The organism is Ruegeria sp. BK1 (assembly GCF_056535645.1).
This window is the reverse complement of the sequence record NZ_JBQFIS010000001.1, coordinates 3,658,834-3,678,147: the sequence shown is the minus strand read 5'-3', so window position 1 is coordinate 3,678,147 and position 19,314 is coordinate 3,658,834. Positions and strand designations below refer to the sequence as shown.

The 19,314-nt window shown below is 53.9% G+C and carries 18 protein-coding genes; 7 read left to right on the top strand and 11 right to left on the bottom strand.

Translation table 11 applies throughout. The features are described from left to right. The 10 genes from ACR3E7_RS18190 to ACR3E7_RS18145 all read right to left on the bottom strand — a co-directional run bounded on the left by ACR3E7_RS18190 (nucleotide 1) and on the right by ACR3E7_RS18145 (nucleotide 10,386). A complete protein-coding gene (locus ACR3E7_RS18190) occupies nucleotides 1–954 on the bottom strand; it encodes an ornithine cyclodeaminase family protein (protein ID WP_170825526.1) in 954 nt (317 codons plus the stop codon). Nucleotides 955–1,097: 143 nt separating this feature from the next. Beyond that, nucleotides 1,098–2,078, bottom strand: a complete 981-nt coding sequence (locus ACR3E7_RS18185) for a nuclear transport factor 2 family protein (RefSeq protein ID WP_480504798.1) — start codon at nucleotides 2,076–2,078, stop codon at nucleotides 1,098–1,100. A gap of 179 nt (nucleotides 2,079–2,257) precedes the next feature. Next, nucleotides 2,258–2,407, bottom strand: a complete 150-nt coding sequence (locus ACR3E7_RS18180) for a hypothetical protein (RefSeq protein WP_480504800.1) — start codon at nucleotides 2,405–2,407, stop codon at nucleotides 2,258–2,260. A 176-nt stretch (nucleotides 2,408–2,583) separates the two neighbouring features. Next, a complete protein-coding gene (locus ACR3E7_RS18175) occupies nucleotides 2,584–4,173 on the bottom strand; it encodes an arylsulfatase (protein WP_170787790.1) in 1,590 nt (529 codons plus the stop codon). Nucleotides 4,174–4,701: 528 nt separating this feature from the next. Further along, on the bottom strand, nucleotides 4,702–5,247 hold the full coding sequence (locus ACR3E7_RS18170) for a hypothetical protein (RefSeq protein ID WP_480504802.1): 546 nt from the start codon (nucleotides 5,245–5,247) through the stop codon (nucleotides 4,702–4,704). Nucleotides 5,248–5,592: 345 nt separating this feature from the next. Next, nucleotides 5,593–6,351, bottom strand: a complete 759-nt coding sequence (locus ACR3E7_RS18165; RefSeq protein WP_170774021.1) for an SDR family NAD(P)-dependent oxidoreductase — start codon at nucleotides 6,349–6,351, stop codon at nucleotides 5,593–5,595. An 18-nt stretch (nucleotides 6,352–6,369) separates the two neighbouring features. Further along, complete coding sequence (locus ACR3E7_RS18160; RefSeq protein WP_170774018.1) at nucleotides 6,370–7,191, bottom strand: ABC transporter permease; 822 nt, start codon at nucleotides 7,189–7,191, stop codon at nucleotides 6,370–6,372. Nucleotides 7,192–7,198: 7 nt separating this feature from the next. Continuing rightward, nucleotides 7,199–8,050: an ABC transporter permease gene (locus ACR3E7_RS18155; protein ID WP_093962199.1), complete on the bottom strand. Its 852-nt coding sequence runs from the start codon at nucleotides 8,048–8,050 to the stop codon at nucleotides 7,199–7,201. A gap of 37 nt (nucleotides 8,051–8,087) precedes the next feature. Continuing rightward, entirely contained in the window at nucleotides 8,088–9,251 is a 1,164-nt protein-coding gene (locus tag ACR3E7_RS18150) for an ABC transporter substrate-binding protein (protein ID WP_480504805.1), read from the bottom strand. 34 nt (nucleotides 9,252–9,285) lie between these two features. Then, nucleotides 9,286–10,386 carry an ABC transporter ATP-binding protein gene (locus ACR3E7_RS18145; RefSeq protein WP_237216008.1) on the bottom strand — a complete coding sequence of 367 codons (1,101 nt, stop codon included), beginning with the start codon at nucleotides 10,384–10,386 and terminating at the stop codon, nucleotides 9,286–9,288. Nucleotides 10,387–10,539: 153 nt separating this feature from the next. On the opposite strand from ACR3E7_RS18145, the gene ACR3E7_RS18140 reads away from it, so the two are divergent. The 5 genes from ACR3E7_RS18140 to ACR3E7_RS18120 all read left to right on the top strand — a co-directional run bounded on the left by ACR3E7_RS18140 (nucleotide 10,540) and on the right by ACR3E7_RS18120 (nucleotide 14,622). Next, nucleotides 10,540–11,307: a helix-turn-helix transcriptional regulator gene (locus tag ACR3E7_RS18140; RefSeq protein ID WP_093962973.1), complete on the top strand. Its 768-nt coding sequence runs from the start codon at nucleotides 10,540–10,542 to the stop codon at nucleotides 11,305–11,307. Further along, the gene (locus tag ACR3E7_RS18135) at nucleotides 11,291–12,208 is read left to right on the top strand and encodes a LysR substrate-binding domain-containing protein (RefSeq protein WP_480504932.1); all 918 of its coding nucleotides are present in this window, start codon (nucleotides 11,291–11,293) and stop codon (nucleotides 12,206–12,208) included. The genes ACR3E7_RS18140 and ACR3E7_RS18135 overlap by 17 nt, the downstream gene beginning before the upstream one ends. Nucleotides 12,209–12,404: 196 nt before the next feature. Then, nucleotides 12,405–12,956, top strand: coding sequence for a tyrosine-type recombinase/integrase (locus tag ACR3E7_RS18130; RefSeq protein WP_480504808.1), 552 nt, complete (start codon nucleotides 12,405–12,407; stop codon nucleotides 12,954–12,956). 575 nt (nucleotides 12,957–13,531) lie between these two features. Next, nucleotides 13,532–14,125: an ankyrin repeat domain-containing protein gene (locus ACR3E7_RS18125; RefSeq protein WP_171727342.1), complete on the top strand. Its 594-nt coding sequence runs from the start codon at nucleotides 13,532–13,534 to the stop codon at nucleotides 14,123–14,125. A gap of 17 nt (nucleotides 14,126–14,142) precedes the next feature. Continuing rightward, entirely contained in the window at nucleotides 14,143–14,622 is a 480-nt protein-coding gene (locus tag ACR3E7_RS18120; protein WP_171727343.1) for a YHS domain-containing (seleno)protein, read from the top strand. A gap of 19 nt (nucleotides 14,623–14,641) precedes the next feature. On the opposite strand, the gene ACR3E7_RS18115 is transcribed toward ACR3E7_RS18120, so the two are convergent. Next, nucleotides 14,642–16,846 carry an adenylate/guanylate cyclase domain-containing protein gene (locus tag ACR3E7_RS18115; RefSeq protein WP_171727344.1) on the bottom strand — a complete coding sequence of 735 codons (2,205 nt, stop codon included), beginning with the start codon at nucleotides 16,844–16,846 and terminating at the stop codon, nucleotides 14,642–14,644. Between the two features lie 641 nt (nucleotides 16,847–17,487). On the opposite strand from ACR3E7_RS18115, the gene ACR3E7_RS18110 reads away from it, so the two are divergent. Next, a complete protein-coding gene (locus ACR3E7_RS18110) occupies nucleotides 17,488–18,699 on the top strand; it encodes a tyrosine-type recombinase/integrase (protein WP_171727345.1) in 1,212 nt (403 codons plus the stop codon). Continuing rightward, entirely contained in the window at nucleotides 18,627–19,226 is a 600-nt protein-coding gene (locus ACR3E7_RS18105) for a hypothetical protein (RefSeq protein ID WP_171727346.1), read from the top strand. Before ACR3E7_RS18110 ends, ACR3E7_RS18105 begins: the two co-directional genes overlap by 73 nt. Nucleotides 19,227–19,314: the final 88 nt, after the last annotated feature.

Genomic DNA, 19,314 nt, shown 5'->3' with positions numbered 1-19,314 from the left:
CTACTTTTGCCGAGCTCGTACCTCGGCGGCCCGACGAACTGCGAGTACCGCTGTTGCGTAATCTCCCAAAGAAATCCCTCTGAAAGCGAATGCAGCCGGTTTCTCGCTTAAAGTGGTATCGACTGCTCCCGAGACAATTTCCGTCAAGTCCCCTGTTACCCGCTGATATGGCAGCATTGGTTTGTCGCTTTCAGATTCCTGTTTTCGGTCGTCAACAATAACAGTTTTGAAAGCGGTCATACCCTCTGGAAGCCACGGAATGCAGGCATCTGTAATGGCGGCGAAGGCAGTCGGCTTTAGCCATCGGGCATCCAGAAAAGGTTCGATGGAATAGTCCAAAGTTATTGATGTCACTACCAGATCGGCATCACGCAAGGCGTCCTTGGCACTGGTGGCTGTTTGGGCCTCGAGGTCCATGTCCCGAGCCCGGCGACAAAGCTTGTCGACATTCGCTTTGCCACGTCCGAACACACGAATGCTTTTCAAGGGGAAAACTTCGGAGAACGCAAGCAAATGGGAGTGAGCTTGCACGCCGGCCCCAACAAAAGCCACTGTCTCAGCATTGGGATCAGCAAGTCGACGCGCGGCGACGACTGACAGCGCCGCTGTTCTAACAGCCGTTACCCAATTTGCCCCTAAGACTGCCCGGAGAACCCCGGTTTGCCCGTCCATTACCATGATAGCGCCGTTAATCGCAGGGAGCCCTTTTGCCGGATTGTTCGGACACACCGTTACCTGTTTGGTCACGATGAACCCATCATCTCCTACTGCCAAGGTCGACATTGCGTACCGTCCATCCCCGGGCAAAATGGCTGTCTTAGGGGACGTATGAAGCTGCTTACTTGCCTTGGCTATCAGCGCAGATTCAATCGCGTCGGCAACTTCCGAAGGTTGGATCCCTAAACCTTCCAAGTCTTCGTCAGAAAGATAAGTTATTTTGCTTTCAGAAGTCATGTTGGCGCCGCTCCGCTTTGCAAACCGGCTTCCCGATTAGGCTATCAAATTGCATGTTAACATAAGCTTTGGGTGTCTAGATTGGGACCTCACTCGAGTACATTATTCGTTGCATTGGGATTTCTGTTTTCATGCCTACGGTCTCAAGTTGTCTCAAGCCAGTTGAGTTTGAAAATTGTATGCTCTCCTTCGAGACCTTTAAGCGGAACAGTCATTTGCTCGGCAAACTGAAACTCCTGTGATCCGCCCACCATGATCCGTGTGGCATCCGAGACGCGGATGTCACTTGGTGCTGCCAGGGCGGCTATACGTGCTGCTTTGTTGACAACGGTCCCGAAGTGATCAGCATCAGAAGTTATCACTTCGCCGGTATGCAAGCCGATGCGAACCCGCAACTTTGGCTCGTTTGTTTCCGCCGCGTTCGCCTGTTGAATATTTTGAGCTGCCAGCAATGCTGCCCTTGCGGAAGCAAAAGACGACATCACCCCGTCTCCCAGTGATTTCACCGTACGTCCACCACTCCCGACGATCTGCGTTTCGACAAGTCGCAGATGTCTTCCGAGGGCGTCGCTCCAAAGCGTATCGCCTATAGCCTCAGCGATTTTTATGCTGTCCGCGATATCGGTGAACATGATGGTCGCTATACCACTTTGGCCGAGTTCGTGGGGTGTAGAGAGGGCGGCATCAAGCAGTTCCTCAAAGCCTCTGGCCTCATACCCAAATCCCTCTACGTTGTTGACCGGTAGGGAATTGTGAACGTGCACAATCTTCCAGGATCCTTTGTCGAGTTTCAGAATGACCGTAGAGCGTAGGTGCGCGATCTGTCCTGTTTCAATACCCTCAATGCTTGCTTCCCATTCGACCCAACCGAGTGATCCGCATTCAAATCCTCTCAGGTCTTTTGGGTGCCACTTGAACCGTGGAACCTCACCGATGTATTGCTCCATACCGCGACGCAGCGCATCGCCCTTCCAGGCTTCGCCGTGTGCTGAGCCAAAGTATGACAGGGCAGCGTCATCAGAAAAAAGATTTGCCACCGTCTCCCCATCGCCCCGACCGTAGGCGTTGATCCATCGTGCCACTATAGCGGCCAGTTCTGGTGAGGGGCTGATCGTATCTCTCATGTCGGAACGTCGCGTCGACGGCCAGAAAACTGCTTCGAAAAATATGACCTTCGCACGTCCAGTTCCTTTTGAAGCGTGTCATGGCATAACCTTTCCGAGATCTCCATTTCTGAGGTCCTGTTAGTTTAGGCCAAGCCGGGGCGGCCATAAAGACATAGTCAGCTTTGTCCGCGTAGCAGTCATTCAAGCCGAGTGTTGCGAATAGCTGCTTTGAGCCCAAAGCAGAAACTGCGAGCAATATGTTTTTCAACCAGTTGATTGGCTTCGGCGATCTCGGTGTGACCGGCGACGCATTGGTCCAAACCCGCATATTCAGGCACCTGTGACATCGCTGACGTCGTCAGCGAGGCCCAGTAAATATCGGTGTCCAGCGCGAGATTGCCATGATTTCACGTATTCTTTTTCGGCAGGATGAACCTCTGCGCTCTCTTCAGTCTCAACCGGTTCCGTCTGATAACCGGCGCCCTTGCGGGGCGCCGGCAAGAAACGTTCCGGTTCGGTTCGGTCAGTCGCCGACTACGGAGGTCATCTGTTCGATCACCTGATCGAGCGAGAAGCTCGCCGCCTTCTGGCGTGGCGGGAATTCCTGGAAGGTGGCCAGGAAGTTTGCCACGTATTGCTGCGCAGGCACCAAGAAGAACACGCGGTCAATCATCCAGTCATAGTAGCTGTTCGACGTCCGGTAGGACCGCTCGAACGGATCGCGCCGCAGGTTGAAGATCAGCGGCACACGCAGGGGGGTGAAGGGCTCCTGCCAAGCGCGAAGCGTGGTGTAGCGTTCCTGTTCCATGAAGATGAACTTCCAGTCGCCGTAACGCAGCGCCGTCAGGTCGCCGTCGTCCGAGAAGTAGAAGATCTCCCGACGATCGCTTTTGTCGGTCTGCCCTGTCAGAAGCGGCAAGATGTCGTAGCCATCAAGATGCACCTTATATTCGCGACCTATTGCCTGCACACCGCCTTCTTTCAACTCTTCCTTGATGTTGGGGCGTCCCGCGGCGGCCAGGAAGGTGGGCAGCCAGTCCATGTGGTGCACGATCTCGTTGGTGATCGAGCCTGCTGCAATCTTGCCGGGCCAGCGCACCATCGAGGGCACCCGCCAGCCGCCTTCCCAGTTGGTATTCTTCTCGCCGAAGAACGGGGTCGCGGCGGCATCCGGCCACGTGTTGTAGTGCGGGCCGTTATCGGTCGAGTAGTGAACGATCGTGTTGTCCGTGATGCCGAGTTCGTCCAATAAGTCCAATAGTTTTCCGACATGCATGTCATGCTCGATCATGGCTGCGCTGTATTCGTCGAGGCGGCGGCCGGCGATTTCGCTGGCTTGCTCCAGCATCCCGTCCTTGAGATGCGTGCGGAAGTGCATTCGCGTGCCGCTCCACCAGACGTAGAAGGGCTGGCCCTGATCATGCGCGCGCTTGATGAAGTCAATGGCCGCTGCAATGGTCTCCTCGTCAACAGTTTCCATCCGCTTCTTGGTGAGCGGCCCAGTATCTCCGATTTCGCCGTCTGCCGTCGACTTGATCACACCGCGCGGGCCAAAAGCTTCGCGGAACGTCTGGCCGTTCTCAAGAACCGCGTCGCCCGGATAATCCGAGTTCTCAGGCTCTTCCTCAGCGTTCAGATGGTAGAGATTGCCAAAAAACTCGTCAAAGCCATGGTTTGTCGGCAGATGCTCGTCCCGGTCGCCAAGGTGGTTCTTGCCGAACTGGCCCGTCACGTACCCCTCTGCCTTGAGGAGGCCGGCGATGGTCGGGTCTTCCTCGCGCATGCCAAGCTCGGCGCCTGGCAAGCCGACCTTGGAAAGTCCGGTGCGGAATACAGACTGCCCCATGATGTAGGACGACCGGCCGGCGGTGCAGGACTGCTCCCCGTAATAGTCGGTGAACATCATGCCCTCATTCGCGACACGGTCGATGTTTGGGGTCTGGTAGCCCATCAGGCCGCGTGTATAGGCCGAGATGTTCGCGACACCGACATCGTCGCCCCATATGACGAGGATGTTCGGTTTGTCCGCCGACTGCGCGATAGCCGCGACGGAAGACAGGCCAAGTGCAGCTGTCACTGCGACAAGAAGGGCCAGTAGCTTGCGTGGCTTCATAATTGTTACCTCCGTTATCGATTGGTTTACCCTTAAATGGAAAACGCGCACGATAAACACTACCAGCCGCCCGCAAATACGTAACTCGCAATTTGCCGCAAGAGCAGATTCCGGTGCGTGACCTCAGAACGGGTTCAGCGGAGGAAGCGCAGCTCCGGCGCGCGCCAGAGCGCGCGGCGCCCGGTCTTGAGGCTGCGCAAAAGAATAATCGGATCTATTACTTGCGCTTTGGGCAAGTGTGTCCGCTTAGCAGACATTGAACGGAATCCTATGAATATCCACGTCAAGCCCAAAGCGACCATTGCTGAACCACGAGCCAAGGTCGGCTTGTCGGTAAGTAGGCAGAGACCAATGTATGACCTATGCCTCATCCCCTTTTGGGAAGGCTGATTTTCGCCGCCCTTCGACGCCCAGATTGAACCAATAATGCTAAGAGCTTTGGGGCGCCGGAAGCGGTGGGACGAGTTGTTTCATGGGTGGCGATATAACAATCACAAGATACGCCTGATGAAGCCGCGCTGTGGACACCTATTCTTCGACAATTCCCACAGTAAGACCTTCCGTGAATCTTACAGCTACTCTGTCTCCCGGGCTAAGTTGCTCAACAAACTCACGGCCAACTTCTGTTTCAACCTCGATCATTTGTTCTGTGCCGCTGCTGTCCGTCACAGTAGCGATTGAATTCGCGGCGTCGAAGGAAACAAAAGTCAGAATTAACGTGACCATCGTTCCAGCGGCTACGCCCGGTGTTGATCCCTCTGCCGCCCGGCCTTCCAATTCAACCATACTGTCGACCTCGCCAGGGAATGCCATATTTGCAGCTACCCCCAGTGTGTAAACCGCTTTGACCTTGTCGCCTTCTTCAATTTGGTCGAAGTTTACGACTTCCGCTCCTGCAACAATGGTCTCTTCTTCGCCTGTCTCTGAGTTTTGCAGCACTATAAGCCGAGTGTCCGGGTCAACCGACTTAACTGTCGCATCGGCTTCGATGGTCACGCTGCGCTCAGCTGTTTGAGCAAAACTGAACGCAGGCATAATCAAGAAAAATGCAGAAACAAGAAGTTTAGTTAGCATGTCTTCTCCTAACGGGATTCATGGTGGAAGTCTGCAATTCAGCACACAGTTTTGCAGGATTGCCAAACGTTGCCACACCGCTACGCAGTTTCAATGATGTTTGTCGGTCAGTGTCACCGAAGACTGAAGTGCTCGAGCATCAGATTTCCGCCGGATAGCACACACGCATTTTAGAGTGATTGAGCGGAGAACGCTTATTCGACGGTGGCGACGTCTGTTTGGTCCGCAGAGCAGAAATTCGCCCAAACTCTACGAGCGACCGCTTCGAGCCCAAAGCGAACTTAAACGCGCTCGCAAAAAATGAAGTGCGGCGATAGACATTCTCTTCAGCGGTCTAACCCATCACTAAATGCATTCACCGCCATCGATAACCAAGGCCTGCCCCGTCATAAAAGCGGATTCATCTGAAGCTAAATAGACGATCCCGTGGCCAATCTCTTCAACTGTCGCCCACCGACTCATAGGGATCGCCTGCTCGATGTAGCTTTCCAGTTTGGCACGGCCACCCATCTGCTTTTCGAAGCCTGCATTGAAAGGGGTGTCTACAAATCCTGGACAAAGGGCATTAAAACGGATTGCGTGGACAGCGTAGTCGGCTGCCATCTGCCGGACCATCGCAACAGCTGCGTGCTTTGTAGTCGCATATGCAATCATACCCCGGTCGTATTGAACCCCAGAATTGGAGGCCGTGACGATCACGCTGCCTCCACCTTGTGATTTCATATGGGGGACGGCCGCACGCGCGGCAATGAAGTGAGCGCGGACATTCAATGCCCAAGAAGCATCCATTCCATCTGGTTCTACTTCTTCCAGCGTTCCTTCGATCTGCAACCCAGCATGAGAGTGCAACACGTCGAGCCGACCGAAGTTTTTTACTGCTTCGTCTATGGTTTTGGTAAGGGCATCGTCATCGGTTACATCAAGCTGTATGGCAGATGCTTGATTTCCCTGCGCAACGATCGCGGCCACTGTGGCTTCAGCAAGTGTTGCATCGCGATCCGTTACCATTACATGCGCACCCTCTTGTGCCATCGCCATTGAACCCGCCCGACCAATTCCTGATCCCGCGCCCGTCACGAGCGCGACTTTACCTGCAAGCCGCATGTCACTAGGCTCCTTTATTTAACTATTCGATTTTGAGGCGCCTTGGCGCAAAAGCAGTTGTGCTGCAACGAGCAACAAGAGCGACGCGCCCATAACCATAGTGCCGATGGCATTGATCTCGGGCGTTACGCCACGCCGGATGGATGAGAATATGTAGATTGGCAGGGTTGTTTCTGAGCCAGCTACGAAAAACGCGATGATGAAATCATCAAATGAGAAAGTGAAGCTGAGCAGGAAGCCCGCCAAAATTGCCGGTGCTATCAACGGCAGTGTCACCTGCCGAAAGGTGCCCCAGGGCGTCGCAAAGAGGTCCGCCGAAGCTTCCATCAGGGCACGGTCCATACCCGATAGCCTTGCACGTACGATGATTATGACCAGCGCCATTGTGAACATGGTGTGTGCGGCGACAAGCGTGGGCATCCCCATGGAAAGTTGCGGGGGATTTGCTCCATCGGGCCATAGGCTCGCGAGAAGCGGGTTTAGCCAGCCGAATACGGTAACTAGGGCAATGAGTGTCGCGATACCGATGACGATACCGGGTATCATTATCGCAACGTAAATCATCCCATCGAACAAAGTTCGGAGCCATCCCTTAACCCCTTGTAAAGCGATGGCCGCCATGGTTCCGAGAGTTGATGCAAGGCAAGCAGTTATGAATGCCGCAAGCAGACTGGTCTCGAGCGCGTCCATAACAAATGGGTTGTTGAGCGCCTTGCCATACCATTGGGTCGAGAAACCCATGAACTGGCTTGCGTGTCGCCCGGCATTGAAGCTGAAAAGCGCGATGATGCCGATTGGAATATATAGAAAAAGGTAGACGCAAATTGCGTATAAGCGCATCGGATCCTCACATCAGCGAGACATCTTCGCGCTGGCCACCCAGGCGCGAGATGAATTTCATGTAAATTGAGACAGTGACAAGCATTACGACAACCAAGGTCATTGCGACCGCCGATCCATACGCCCAGTTCCGAGACTGCAGGAACAGGTCCACTAACGCATTTCCGACGAAAAAGACCTTTCCGCCGCCCAAGATCGCTGGGATCAGAAATTCGCCCATCAGCAAGATGAAGACCAGCATGCAGCCAGTTGCGATACCAGGTACCGACAAAGGAAGTGTCACCTGACGGAACGTACGCCATGGGGTAGATCCGAGATCAGCCGATGCTTCCAGAAGGCGTTTATCCAGTTTGTCCAAACTTACAAAAATCGGGAAAACCATCAAAGGTAGATACCCATAGACAATACCGACAAGCACAGCGAACGGCGTATTTATCAGGCGGATATCATCTATGCCGATCGACTCCAGTAAAGCGGGCAAGCCACGCCCCCCAAGGATGAAAATCCAAGCGTATGACCGGATCAGGATCGATGTCCAGAACGGCACGATCACTAGGATCAACAGCGAAGTTCTCCACTTTGGTGAACAACGCACCGCAAGAAAGTAGGCGAGCGGGTAGGCAATTACCAACGCAGCGATAGTCCCCAGAGGTGCAAGGATCAAAGTGTTCTTAAACGCCGTCCAGCGCGCAGGAAGGTTGGCATATTGTTCCAACGTGAACGCTGGAACGTAGCCTCCGGCGGCACCCCGTTCGCCAAAGGAAAAGACGAAGACGACCAGTAGTGGAAGGGCAAGCATTACCAAAAGCCATATTCCTGCCGGTGCCAGCAACAGTGCTTTTCTGCCTCGTTCGGTCATATTGTCCTCGTCTTTTCCGATATTGCGGCCTTGCCGCTTAGGCCGACTTGAAGCGGGCGAGCAACTCGGCACGGTTTGGATCGGTTAGTGTAGCCGCCGCGCCGAACTCGAGTGCATTCAGAAGGTCAGCTGCCGGATAAAGGATCGGATCTTCCAGCAATTCCTTCGGCAGCAACGCATTGGTGCGAGCATCAGCCGATGGATAGCCGTGAGCGAGGACTTCTTTCGCATTAACTTCCGGGTTCAGCAGGAAGTCGATCAAGGCATAAGCGGCATCCATATGGGGTGCGCCCTTAGGAATAGCGTAGTAGTCGGACCAGAGTTCACCGCCCTCAGTTCCCAGAACGTAGGCGATTTCAGGCATGTCGACATTCATCTGCTTGCCGTCACCTGTCCAGCACATCGTCATCCAGGCGTCACCGTTACGCATCGGTGGCTGATAATCCGACGAGATTGCAAACAGATGCGGTTTGGCATCCAGCAACAATTTCTCGGCATCCGCCAGTTCCTTCTCATCGACCGAGTTGAAGGAGTAGCCGAAGTATTTCAGGGCATTACCGATAGTGGTGAGTTGGTAATCATGCACCATTGTCCGGCCTGAGTAACCTTCCATAGTAAGGTCCCAGAACTCTTTCCATGTGGTTGGAGTCGGAGCGCCGTCAAGCTTGCTGGTGTTCACTGCAAAGCCAGTCGTGCCCCAGTTTTTTGGCACCGCGTAAAGCTGGCCATCGACAGAACCGGCATCGGAAAAGCGCTGTTCGAATGAACCTGCGTCGTAGTTTGGCAATTTGGACGTATCGAGCGGGATGATCAGATCTTCACCCACATACGTAGTGATCGTGTAGTTGGTTGGAACGAAAACGTCCCAGCCAGACCCTCCAGCCTGTAGTTTTGCCAACATCTCTTCGTTCGAGCCAAAAACATTGACCTGAACATGGGCGCCAGTGGCTTCCGTGAAGGCTTCGAAGTTCATCTCATCATGGTAGTTCGGCCATGTGGCGAGGATCACTCGGTCGCCAATGTCCCCGGCAGCAAATGCCGGGCGTGGACGCAACCCAGGAATGGCCGTGCCCAGAACGGCCGTTGCCACCCCAAGACCTGTCACGCCTAAGAAATGTCGCCGTGTAACCGAACCCTTTTGGTACCGGCGAAGCTCTTCCATGAACTTTTGCTTGGAAATAGTCCCATTATCCTTGGTCATTGTGAACCTCTCTGTTGTTGGATTGCGGGATTTGTTATTTTTCCAGGATCAGCAGTGCGCCTTCGCCCCATGAAACAAAGGCCTGCTCTCCTGCATTGAACGTCCCCTCGTTCAATTCCGCTTGCCTTGGCACAAGTACGTGGAAATCACCCAGTGCTTCGTTGCGCGCAAGGTATTCTGTGTGCTCCCCAAGGAAGATCCGATTTTGAATGGTAACTGGCAGAGCGATTTCAGCTGTGGGTAGCGCGCGGGTCAGCGTGATCTGTTCAGGACGGATACTAACGCACACTTCCTGCCCTGCATCTATTGGAATTTCCGGAGTTCCGTGCACCTTTTGGCCACTCGCTAAACGCACAGTGATTTGGTCGGCTGCTGAGTCAGTCACAGTTGCATCGAAGAAATTTGAGGTACCTACAAATCCAGCCACGTATCGGCTGCGGGGCATGTCGTAGAGTTCGCGTGGGCTGCCAACCTGCACAATACTGCCGCCTTCCATCACACAAATTCGGTCAGACATTGAAAGCGCTTCTTCTTGGTCGTGCGTGACGAGGACAAAAGTTATTCCCAGTTGTCGTTGCAGGTTCTGCAGTTCAAACTGCATTTCTTTTCGAAGCTTTCGATCCAGAGCAGCCATTGGTTCATCAAGCAGCAAAAGCTTGGGCTCGTTTACGATCGCACGCGCCAAAGCGACGCGTTGCTGCTGACCACCAGACATCTCCCAGATGCGACGTGGGCCAAACCCACCAAGACGGACAGTTTCCAGCGCTTGCTCAACCTTTGTCGCGATTGTTTGTTTGTCTACGCGTGGTCGTTGTTGGCGCAGGCCGTACGCGATGTTGTCGAACACGCTTAGGTGAGGGAAAAGAGCATAGTGCTGAAACACCATGTTGACCGGGCGATGGTGCGCATCTAAGTCGTTGACGACTTCTCCATCGAGCAACACCTGACCTTCGGTTGGCTTCTCGAAACCTGCCAACATTCTAAGCGCAGTGGTTTTGCCGCAACCAGATGGGCCTAAGAACGACAGGAACTCTCCTTTCCCAATGGAAAGATTCAGGTCTTTGGCGGCGACCACATTCCCGAAGGTCTTGGTCACTCCTCGGAGTTCCGCAATCGTCTGCATGGTAACGCTCATGTCAAAGCTCATATACTGCCGTTTTCCTTTTGCTTGATTTTTTGGCATTTGTTGGCATACCACTCAAACAAGGAAAAAGTAACAATAACTCGGAATAACTGTATATACCACAATTGGGGTATAGAGGTGCTTTTCGAAAATCTGGAGTGGCGTGTGTACGATTGGATGGAAGAGGCCGGCAGGGTCGTGGAGAAGATCGGAACCCCAGAATTTCCATGTGCTTTGGCAGATGGCTTACGGCAGGTCGCACCATTTGATTTTACGGTGGTGTTTGGCCATGTCGGAACCGAAGCACCAATAGACCTTCACGACGATTTCCCCAAAAGCAAACGGCGTATTTTTGTTGAGGATTACCAAGCCGGGCCCTACGTACTTGATCCATTTTTTTTGGCCGCGACAAAACCAATAACACCGGGTCTGTACCGCATGCGCGATATCGCACCGGACAGGTTCTATCAGGGCGAATACTATCGCAGCTATTACAAAAGGACTGGGTTAGCAGAGGAGATTGGCTACTTTATCGATATCCCAGGCGCTGGGATGGTTGTGGTCTCGCTCATGCGAGCAGAGAAGCCTTTTTCCGCCAAGGAAATTCGGCATTTGCACGCTCTATGGCCGCTCGTTCGGGCAGCCTGTTGCAAACATTGGAGTGACTTTCCAACGATGGCCCGCGGCGCCGCAGCGAATGGCGTTAGTCGTCGCGTTGATCTAGCATTCCAGGCATTTGGCGATGGCGTTCTGACGCCACGAGAACGAGAAGTCGTTGAGTTCACATTGAAGGGCCATTCGGCAGAAGCTGTTGGCACAATTCTCGGCATCTCTCCAGGCACAGTCCGCATCCACAGACGCAACATTTACGCGAAACTTAGGATCAATTCGCAGGGTGAGCTTTTTTCAAAGTTCATTGAAAAGGCACTTTAAAAGGATCCGCCAATTGGAAGCGCTCATGGCAGTTTCTACAAATGGGTCGGTCACTGCTGCAGCTACGGATCTGGGGATAAGCCAGCCTGCGGTCAGCCGACTGCTTTCTGATCTGGAAAAATCGCTTGGCTTTCAACTTTTTGATCGCCGTGAAGGTCGCTTAGTGCCTTCGCAGGAAGTGCGTTATCTGCAACCCAGCGTAGAGCGTGTTTTGGAATCGATGAAGCAAATCTCGGATGTCAGTCAGGACATAACGAAGCGCAAAGCGGGACACATCCGCATTGCATGTTTGCCTGGGTTCGCCACCAGTCACCTTCCCAACGTCATCGCCGAGTTTTTAGAACATCGGCCAGGTGTAACAATGACGATCGAACCAGACAGACCGGAACGCATTCTCGAGTGGATGATCGGTGAGCAATATGATTTCGGAATCACAGATAGTTTTAACGGGCATCCGGCCGTCGAAAGCAGAGACATCGATGTCCGTACAGTTTGCGTGTTTCCTACCGGACATGAATTGGAAGAACTCTCCGAGGTGTCACCTACGGATCTTGCGAATGCCAAGATTATTCACACAAGGCGCGACAGCGACTTTTTTGGGAAACTTTCAAAAGCGTTTCAAAGCGCCAACGTCAAACTCAATTCCCACATCGAAGTCTGGCAGTTCGCGGCGGCTTGCGAATTAGCTGTAAAGGGTGTTGGGATTTCCGTGGTCAGCGAATTGGACGCCGTCCAATACGCAGACAACGGGTTGAGATACCGACCGTTCAAACCGCTCTTGTCACATACGCTTTCCCTTGTGCGTCCGATTTTGAAGCAACCGTCATTGGTGACGCTAGAGTTCATCGAGCAGTTCCAAGAGAGCTTAGCCCCATTCAAGGTAGGTAAACTCCATCACTGACTGTAGGGCGGCAAACGCCGATGTTCGCTACCAGTAAGCCGTACTTTTTCGATCTTCAAAGTTTGAAACCAATACTTGAGCATTTGGAATAACCCCCGAGATCGATCTCGGATTAACAATCAAAAACGGCGAAAAGCCGCGCCCGAAAAATCGGCCCTATGCCAACCGGCCTTGGACGGTGGAGGAACGCGCAGTTGTGCTGGATCGAGCCGCCCCGCACGTTCGAGTGGCGGTGGCGCTGATTATGAATACCGGCCTTGATCCGTCCGATGCGCTCAAGCTGACCCGTCGCCAGATAGACGGCGACACGATTTGGGGCGTCAGGGGCAAGACGGGCCAGGAAGTTGCCGTTCCAATCGGTCCGACGCTGCAGGCGGCTCTGGATGCTGCGCCCAAGCACGACGCCGTGACCATCCTTGCCTCATCAAACAGAAAGCCTTGGACCTACAACGGCTTTTCGACGGTCTGGTACCGCTTCAAGAAAAAGCTGGAAGCTGAGGGCGTTGTGCAACCTGGCCTGACACTCAAGGGGCTGCGGCATACCGTGGCCACGACACTGCGCGAGGCAGGGCTTGAGGAACGCCAGATTGCGGACCTGCTGGGGCAAAAGACCCCATCTATGGCCCGTCACTATTCCCGGTCCGCCAACCTCGCGGACCGCAACCGGATCACGATGGAAGCACTAGAAAAGGAGAACGAACGCAGATCAAGAGTTGTCAAACCCTTCAAGAAAACTGTCAAACCCTGAAAGGTTCAAAATTGAATATTGAAAAAAATCAAGATCTTGAATGGTGCCCGGGGGCGGAATCGAACCACCGACACGAGGATTTTCAATCAGTCTGGTTTGACCCACATCCCGCCACAAGCCGCCTCATCCAGCAACATTAACTTCTTGGCTTGGTTGCGTTTCTGACGTGCAAACCGCCACATCCGACCACACGCCGCCACACTCAACAACGGAGGTTTGTGTCACCCATACGCTACCCAAGCGTGTTGTCCCACCCTAAGCGGACATTTGTGCAATCCGTAGCTAATGGTTGCTTCGAGCCAAAGCAGACCTTCTCGACCAGTAGACCTCGCCGCTGCGGCATTACTTCTCGTTAACCGGAGCGTCGCCGCGCAGATTAAAGACCGGACATTCATGCTGGCTGCGGCGAAATTCGGAGGCCTACGTCTCCATCGCGGACAAAACACTCGTTGTCTCTGGGGCCGCTGCATGGACTAAACCCACTCGATCGAAACCGTCTTCAACACCGCAGCGAATAAGCCGTCGTTGCGCGCAACAGCGGCTCATTGTAGACTTCAAACAGGGGAGGTAGATCCATGCGTTGGATTATTGCCATCTTTACAACGGCATTCTTTATACTTGGGCCCGCTCAAGCAGGTCAGTTATTCGATGCCGCAAAGCAGGGTGATACAGCGACCGTTAAGGCTCTGTTGGAAAGCGGTACCTCGGTTGATGAGCGGGGGCCGAACAAGGCTACGCCCTTGATTGCTGCTGCGTTGGCTGGAAACACCGAAACCGCTGCGGCTCTGATCGAAGCAGGGGCTGACGTGATGGCGCGTAACCACAGCGGTTTTACTCCACTTCACGCGGCTGCCTTCGGCGGTAAGATTGAGACAGCGCAGCTGCTTCTCGCCAAAGGCGCAGACGTGAATGGACGCATCAACAGGGCCGAAAAGTCACCCATCTTCATGGCGGCCGATGAGGGTCATATCGAGATGATCGAGCTACTGCTCGACAACGGTGCGGATATTGTGACACTCGATAACGATGGCTTTTCGGTTCTAATCCGAACGATGTTCCGTAAACACTATGATATCGTTGGGCTGCTGAAGCAGAAAGGAGCCACTTGCCCCCCGCCAGATGCCTTCGGCCCGGAATTTCACCGCCTGTGTTTGGAGGCAGGCACATGAGGTAAGGTCAAAAAAAAATGAACTTTCGACTTCTGATGAGCGGGCTGTTTATTGCAGGCATGACCACGAATGTGCTGGCGGATGAGCCCATCAACACTGGGCCTTTCGGCGATGTTGCAATCAAGGGTTATGATACTGTTGCCTATTTCACCGAAAGCCGTGCGGTAAAGGGATCAAGTGAGTTCGCATATGATTGGCTTGGCACGCCATGGCACTTCAACAGCGCAGAGAACCGCGAACTGTTTAAGTCTGACCCAACCAAATACGCTCCGCAATACGGCGGGTATTGCACATTGGGTGTCGGCCTTGGGGCCAACGCGTCCGAAAACATCGACCCAGTAAATTCCTGGCGGATCATCGATGGGAAGCTTTACTTTATATCGGATCCGACCGGAGCAGAAATGCTTGACCACCCAGAAGGGGAAGCGGTGATCGCCAAGGCGGATGCGAATTGGGAGAAGACCAAGCCGCTGGCAGCCAAGGATTACTCCAACTGACGCGCACCTCGGATGATGGTTATTCGCCAGGGCTAAAGTGAAACAGAATATGCGGGTTGATGTAGCTGTAAGGCTCGCTCGCCCCGACCTCTTCTTCGGCATTTTTGTAGACCATGCCACAAGCCGGGCGACCAAGCGAAAGACCGGGTTGTTGTAAGCACAATGTGTCGTCTTTCACAAATGCCGATCCAGTGACAAACAATGTGGATGCGCGCAAGGCCATACTTCCGTTCTCTGAAATCTGCATCAAGCCGGGTCCGCGGCCTTCGAAGTTTCCCTGCCATACGTTGCCGTCGATCAGAGCGGTAACCGCGTCGGCAGATAGCTTTTCGCGAGCGCCAGGTTGAAAGTCGAAGGGCCATTCCTGCACGCCCGCAGTCAACATTGCATCAATGATCCGATCGAGTTCTTCCTGCTTCCGAAAATGCGCAAACAAGACCTTGTAGAGTTGCGCCGAAGTATGCGGAGCAAATTCGGCCACCTCGTCTGCAGTTGCTTGCGCCTTTTGCGTCTGGCCAGCCTCTCCATAGGCGGCCGCGAGGATGTTAAAGTAGTCCTCAATACCTTGAGAATTGCCTTTTATCTCCTCAAGGATTTCGACGGCACGTTGGGGACGCCCCGTCAGAATATAGGACAAGCTTGCGATCTGACGTGCATAGCCCGGCAATAGTGGGTTGAGACGCAGAGCCGTTTCGAAATTCTCGATCGCCTCTTCATGTCGGCCGTAGAATGTTTGCGCAAAGCTCAGCGCAAGATAGGCAGATGCTTCACCTGGGGCCTTCTCGACAGAAAGCTGCGCCGAGCGCATCGCTTCCTCATACCTTCGATCCACAGTCTGCAACTCGCTTAATACGGCAAAAGGCATCGCCGCATCGGGATCAATTTCTAAGGCACGACCGGCATGTTCGTAGGCGCGTTTCCGGGCGACCGGAAAGGGCAGCACATCGTCATAGTTACGGCGCATGATCAATGCCTCGGTGCGGGCCTGTGCCGCGAATGCCCTGGCAAAAGTCGGGTCGATTGCGGTTGCGTCCGAATAGAGGCTCAACGCTTCGCGCAGCCCGGGCCGAAAGCCGCTGCGAGCGGCTTCTTCGGCTCTGAGAAAGAAGTCATATGCTTCCAGATCCGTTGTAGGTAGGCGTTCGATCCGCTCCTTTTCGGACACACTCACATCCACACCAAGTTGATCAATGATCTCGTTTATCAGGCCAGCTTCCATGGAGAAAATATCAGCTTCGTCTCGCTCCAACCGCTCGGCCCATACTGTTTGCCCGCTGTTCACATCTGTCAGCCGCGCGTTGACCAAAAGCCGAGTTCCCGCTCTGCGCACGCTGCCTTCGAGAACATAGCCCACCCCCAACTCGCGACCGATAGCCCTGCTGTCGATTGTCCGGTCCCGATAGGAAAACGCGGTGTTGCTGCCGATCACCATCAGCCCGGCGACTTTCGAGAAATCTGTAATCAGATCGTCTGTGAGCCCATCTGCGATGTAGCGTTCCGCGTCTGGCAGCCCGAGGTTTTCAAAGGGCAACACAACGAGAGAAGGCAGCCCGTCCTCTGCCGCGATGATTTCACTTTCAGCGCCGCCGAAAAGGGCAACTATGCCATCACGCAATATAAAAGCGGCACCCGAAAGAATCGCTATTACGGCCACCGCCGTGACAGCGCCTCGAACTTTGAAGCGAGACAGTGAAGTGTATTTCGAGCCATTCGGGTCCGCCATCCGAAATACCGTGAGAGGCTCAGGTATGTTTTTGACCCGGTGGACACCCGCAGATTCAAATGGCTTACTGACTTTGCCGCGCGTGTGTTCGTAAACCTCGCGCGAGATGCAGATGCCTCCGGGCGTAGCTAGGGGTTCCAGGCGCGCCGCAATGTTAACACCGTCTCCGTAAATGTCGTCGCCATCGATGATCAGATCTCCCAGGTTGATACCGATCCGCAATTCGATACGCTGGTGGGGATCAATGGTGTCGTTTCTGTCCTTAACCGCCTCCTGTATCTGGATTGCAGCCTCCACGGCATCAACAACGCTTGCAAATTCGGCCAGCAGTCCGTCGCCGATAAGCTTGACGATCCGCCCGTTCTTTTCATCTATCAAACGGGTGAGGATGTCTTGGCGCACCGTGGTCAAACGTTCGAAGGTGCCCACCTCATCCTCGGCCATCATACGGCTGAAACCGACTACGTCTGCGGCGAATATGGCGGCAAGCCTGCGTTCCAAGGTTTGCCCCTCTCCTCCAAATGTGGGCAGTACTGCGAAGGTAACACTGAAAAAACGTGACGGAAACTGCGCTCGCTCAAAATATTTGGTTGGGCGGGTGCTTGTCGTTCAAAGGTACGGTGGCACAACAAGCCAATTGTCTCCGCAGCAGCATAAGGCAGCTTGCTCCGCATTTGAGACATTATATCCGAGCGAAGCGAACGGCCTGATTAATTTTTGGCCTATATGCATGATTTGAACGTCCGGTATCGAGAAATCGTGCTGCGCTGTCGCGGGTGATACCGTGACACTGTCGAGCAATCGATTTGATTTTCGCTGCGCCAGCATCGGGCGGCTTTGTCTGCAACTCGGTCATTCAGTAGCCCCGCAGCAAAGGTCCGCTTCCAATGTTCGAAGGCCAAAAAGTCCAGCGAATTCTCCACACAGACTTGTTCGTAGGCACCGGTAGGGATTTCCAAATTTTGAGAATCGGGGCTTGTTTATTCGACGAGGTGTCCCTTTGCCCTGATTTTGCAAACTCCACATTCAGCCACACGGCACCACATTCGGCCACATCTAGTCGGAAGACAACCTTATGCTTTTATGAGATAATATGACCTGTCACCCATGAGATTAGGTGACTGTCGGATTATGTATCTTGTATGAAAAAGAAGCTCACATCCCGCTACGTTGCCACCGTGACCGCACCAGGTCCCAAGCGTCTCGAAGTATACGACCAGACGCTGTCAGGGTTTGGCCTGCGCGTGTCTCTAGCCGGCCGCAAAACATGGTTCTGCTCACCTCGCGTTGATGGGCGTGTCCGGCGACTAACGATCGGCACCTACCCTGCCCTATCACTCGCTGATGCTCGCCAGAAAGCTCAAGAGCAACTGCGAAACGCACAGCTTGGTCTCGAACCAGAGCCGAAGGCTGACACGCTGGGCGATGTTGTTCCGCAGTTCGTGGAGCTCTATGCAAAGCCGCGCAACCGAGGCTGGCGCACTCAAGAGCGCTTGCTGATGCATCATTGGAAGCCTTTGTTCGATGTACCCATCGACCAGATCAAGCGTGCTGACGCGGTGCGTGTTCTCGACAGTATCGTCGCCAGCGCATCGGCAGGATCGGCGAACAACGCAATGGCCGTGTTCAAGAAGCTCATGAACTGGTGTGTCGATCGCGGTATGATCGATGCCAATCCGATTGCCGGTTTGAAGACGCCGCGAAAGCCTGTCGCTCGTGATCGCGTTTTGTCCGACCGTGAACTCGAGGCCGTATGGAGCGCTGCTGACAAAGACGCCTATCCTTTTGGCCCTCTTGTGCAGGTTCTCATCCTGACCGCTCAACGCCGCGCAGAGGTTGGCGAAATGCGCTGGTCAGAGATTGATTTCGAAACTTCGACTTGGACCATCCCGGCTGGCCGCGCCAAGAACGGCATTGCGCATGATGTGCCTTTGTCTCCCGCAGTCCTGGACATCCTTCAGAATGTGCCGCGATTTGCAGGTTCCAACTTTGTGTTCACCACCACTGGAACAACACCCGTCTCTGGGTTCGGGCGCTTGAAAGAGCGTCTAGATCGCGAAGTCGGATTCAGTGATTGGTGGTTTCACGATCTGCGCCGTACCGCTGCATCGGGCATGGCGCGTATTGGCGTTGCACCACATGTCATCGAAAAAGTGCTCAACCACAAAACAGGTGTCATCTCTGGTGTCGCCGCTGTCTATAACCGTTATTCTTATGCCGACGAAAAACGCGAGGCATTAGAGAAATGGGCGATGACGGTGAACTCTTCGGCGAAGAACGCATGCGAGAGATCGCATCAATACTTGACCTCAAAAGACAGCAAGGGCGTGTTGACACCCTGCGCCGCGAACTAATCGCGCTCGGCGCCAAATGGCGGGAAACCATCTCGAGTGCCCCGGTTGATTTTCCGGTTTCTACGGTCAGGCTCGCGCCCTCAAAGCGGATCAGGTGGCTTGAGAACAAAGTCGATAAACCTGCGAAACAACTTCTCAAGAACCTAGGCGACGACAAAGCGCCCTACTTTTCGACATGGGGTTCCTTTGAGCCTCTTGATGATGTCGATCGCTCCAGCGCCCGTGAAACACTCAGCACCTTGGTGTTTCAGCTCGACGCGCTTATCCTCGATCTACACAGGCAGCAAAACGAAGGCGCACCGCAGACGGGTGAGATGCGCTACGACATCGTTTGGGACCTGGTCCAATTCTTTAAACAGCACTGCCCCGATTTACAGGCGACCCGTGGCACATATGACCCCGAATCTAAGAGATGGATCGGACATCTACCCGCATTTGTCGACGTTGCATTCTCTGAAATTACAGGAGGAGATGTGATGCCTGGAAAAAAACTCGACAACCTCATCACCCTTGCTTTGAAAGACTAATTTTTGGGCCTGCCAGCATCTGGCAGAGATCTCCAATACACTGAATTGAATAGTCAAATCTGATTTGCAACTCTCCTTACACGGCAAT

Coding starts and splice junctions, on each gene's coding strand:
- ACR3E7_RS18125 (WP_171727342.1), top strand. CDS start 13,532: ATGCGTTGGATTATTGCCATCTTTACAACGGCATTCTTTATACTTGGG.
- ACR3E7_RS18160 (WP_170774018.1), bottom strand. CDS start 7,191: ATGCGCTTATACGCAATTTGCGTCTACCTTTTTCTATATATTCCAATC.
- ACR3E7_RS18165 (WP_170774021.1), bottom strand. CDS start 6,351: ATGCGGCTTGCAGGTAAAGTCGCGCTCGTGACGGGCGCGGGATCAGGA.
- ACR3E7_RS18175 (WP_170787790.1), bottom strand. CDS start 4,173: ATGAAGCCACGCAAGCTACTGGCCCTTCTTGTCGCAGTGACAGCTGCA.
- ACR3E7_RS18150 (WP_480504805.1), bottom strand. CDS start 9,251: ATGACCAAGGATAATGGGACTATTTCCAAGCAAAAGTTCATGGAAGAG.
- ACR3E7_RS18110 (WP_171727345.1), top strand. CDS start 17,488: ATGAAAAAGAAGCTCACATCCCGCTACGTTGCCACCGTGACCGCACCA.
- ACR3E7_RS18145 (WP_237216008.1), bottom strand. CDS start 10,386: ATGAGCGTTACCATGCAGACGATTGCGGAACTCCGAGGAGTGACCAAG.
- ACR3E7_RS18155 (WP_093962199.1), bottom strand. CDS start 8,050: ATGACCGAACGAGGCAGAAAAGCACTGTTGCTGGCACCGGCAGGAATA.
- ACR3E7_RS18185 (WP_480504798.1), bottom strand. CDS start 2,078: ATGAGAGATACGATCAGCCCCTCACCAGAACTGGCCGCTATAGTGGCA.
- ACR3E7_RS18120 (WP_171727343.1), top strand. CDS start 14,143: ATGAACTTTCGACTTCTGATGAGCGGGCTGTTTATTGCAGGCATGACC.
- ACR3E7_RS18180 (WP_480504800.1), bottom strand. CDS start 2,407: ATGTCACAGGTGCCTGAATATGCGGGTTTGGACCAATGCGTCGCCGGT.
- ACR3E7_RS18170 (WP_480504802.1), bottom strand. CDS start 5,247: ATGCTAACTAAACTTCTTGTTTCTGCATTTTTCTTGATTATGCCTGCG.
- ACR3E7_RS18105 (WP_171727346.1), top strand. CDS start 18,627: ATGCGAGAGATCGCATCAATACTTGACCTCAAAAGACAGCAAGGGCGT.
- ACR3E7_RS18190 (WP_170825526.1), bottom strand. CDS start 954: ATGACTTCTGAAAGCAAAATAACTTATCTTTCTGACGAAGACTTGGAA.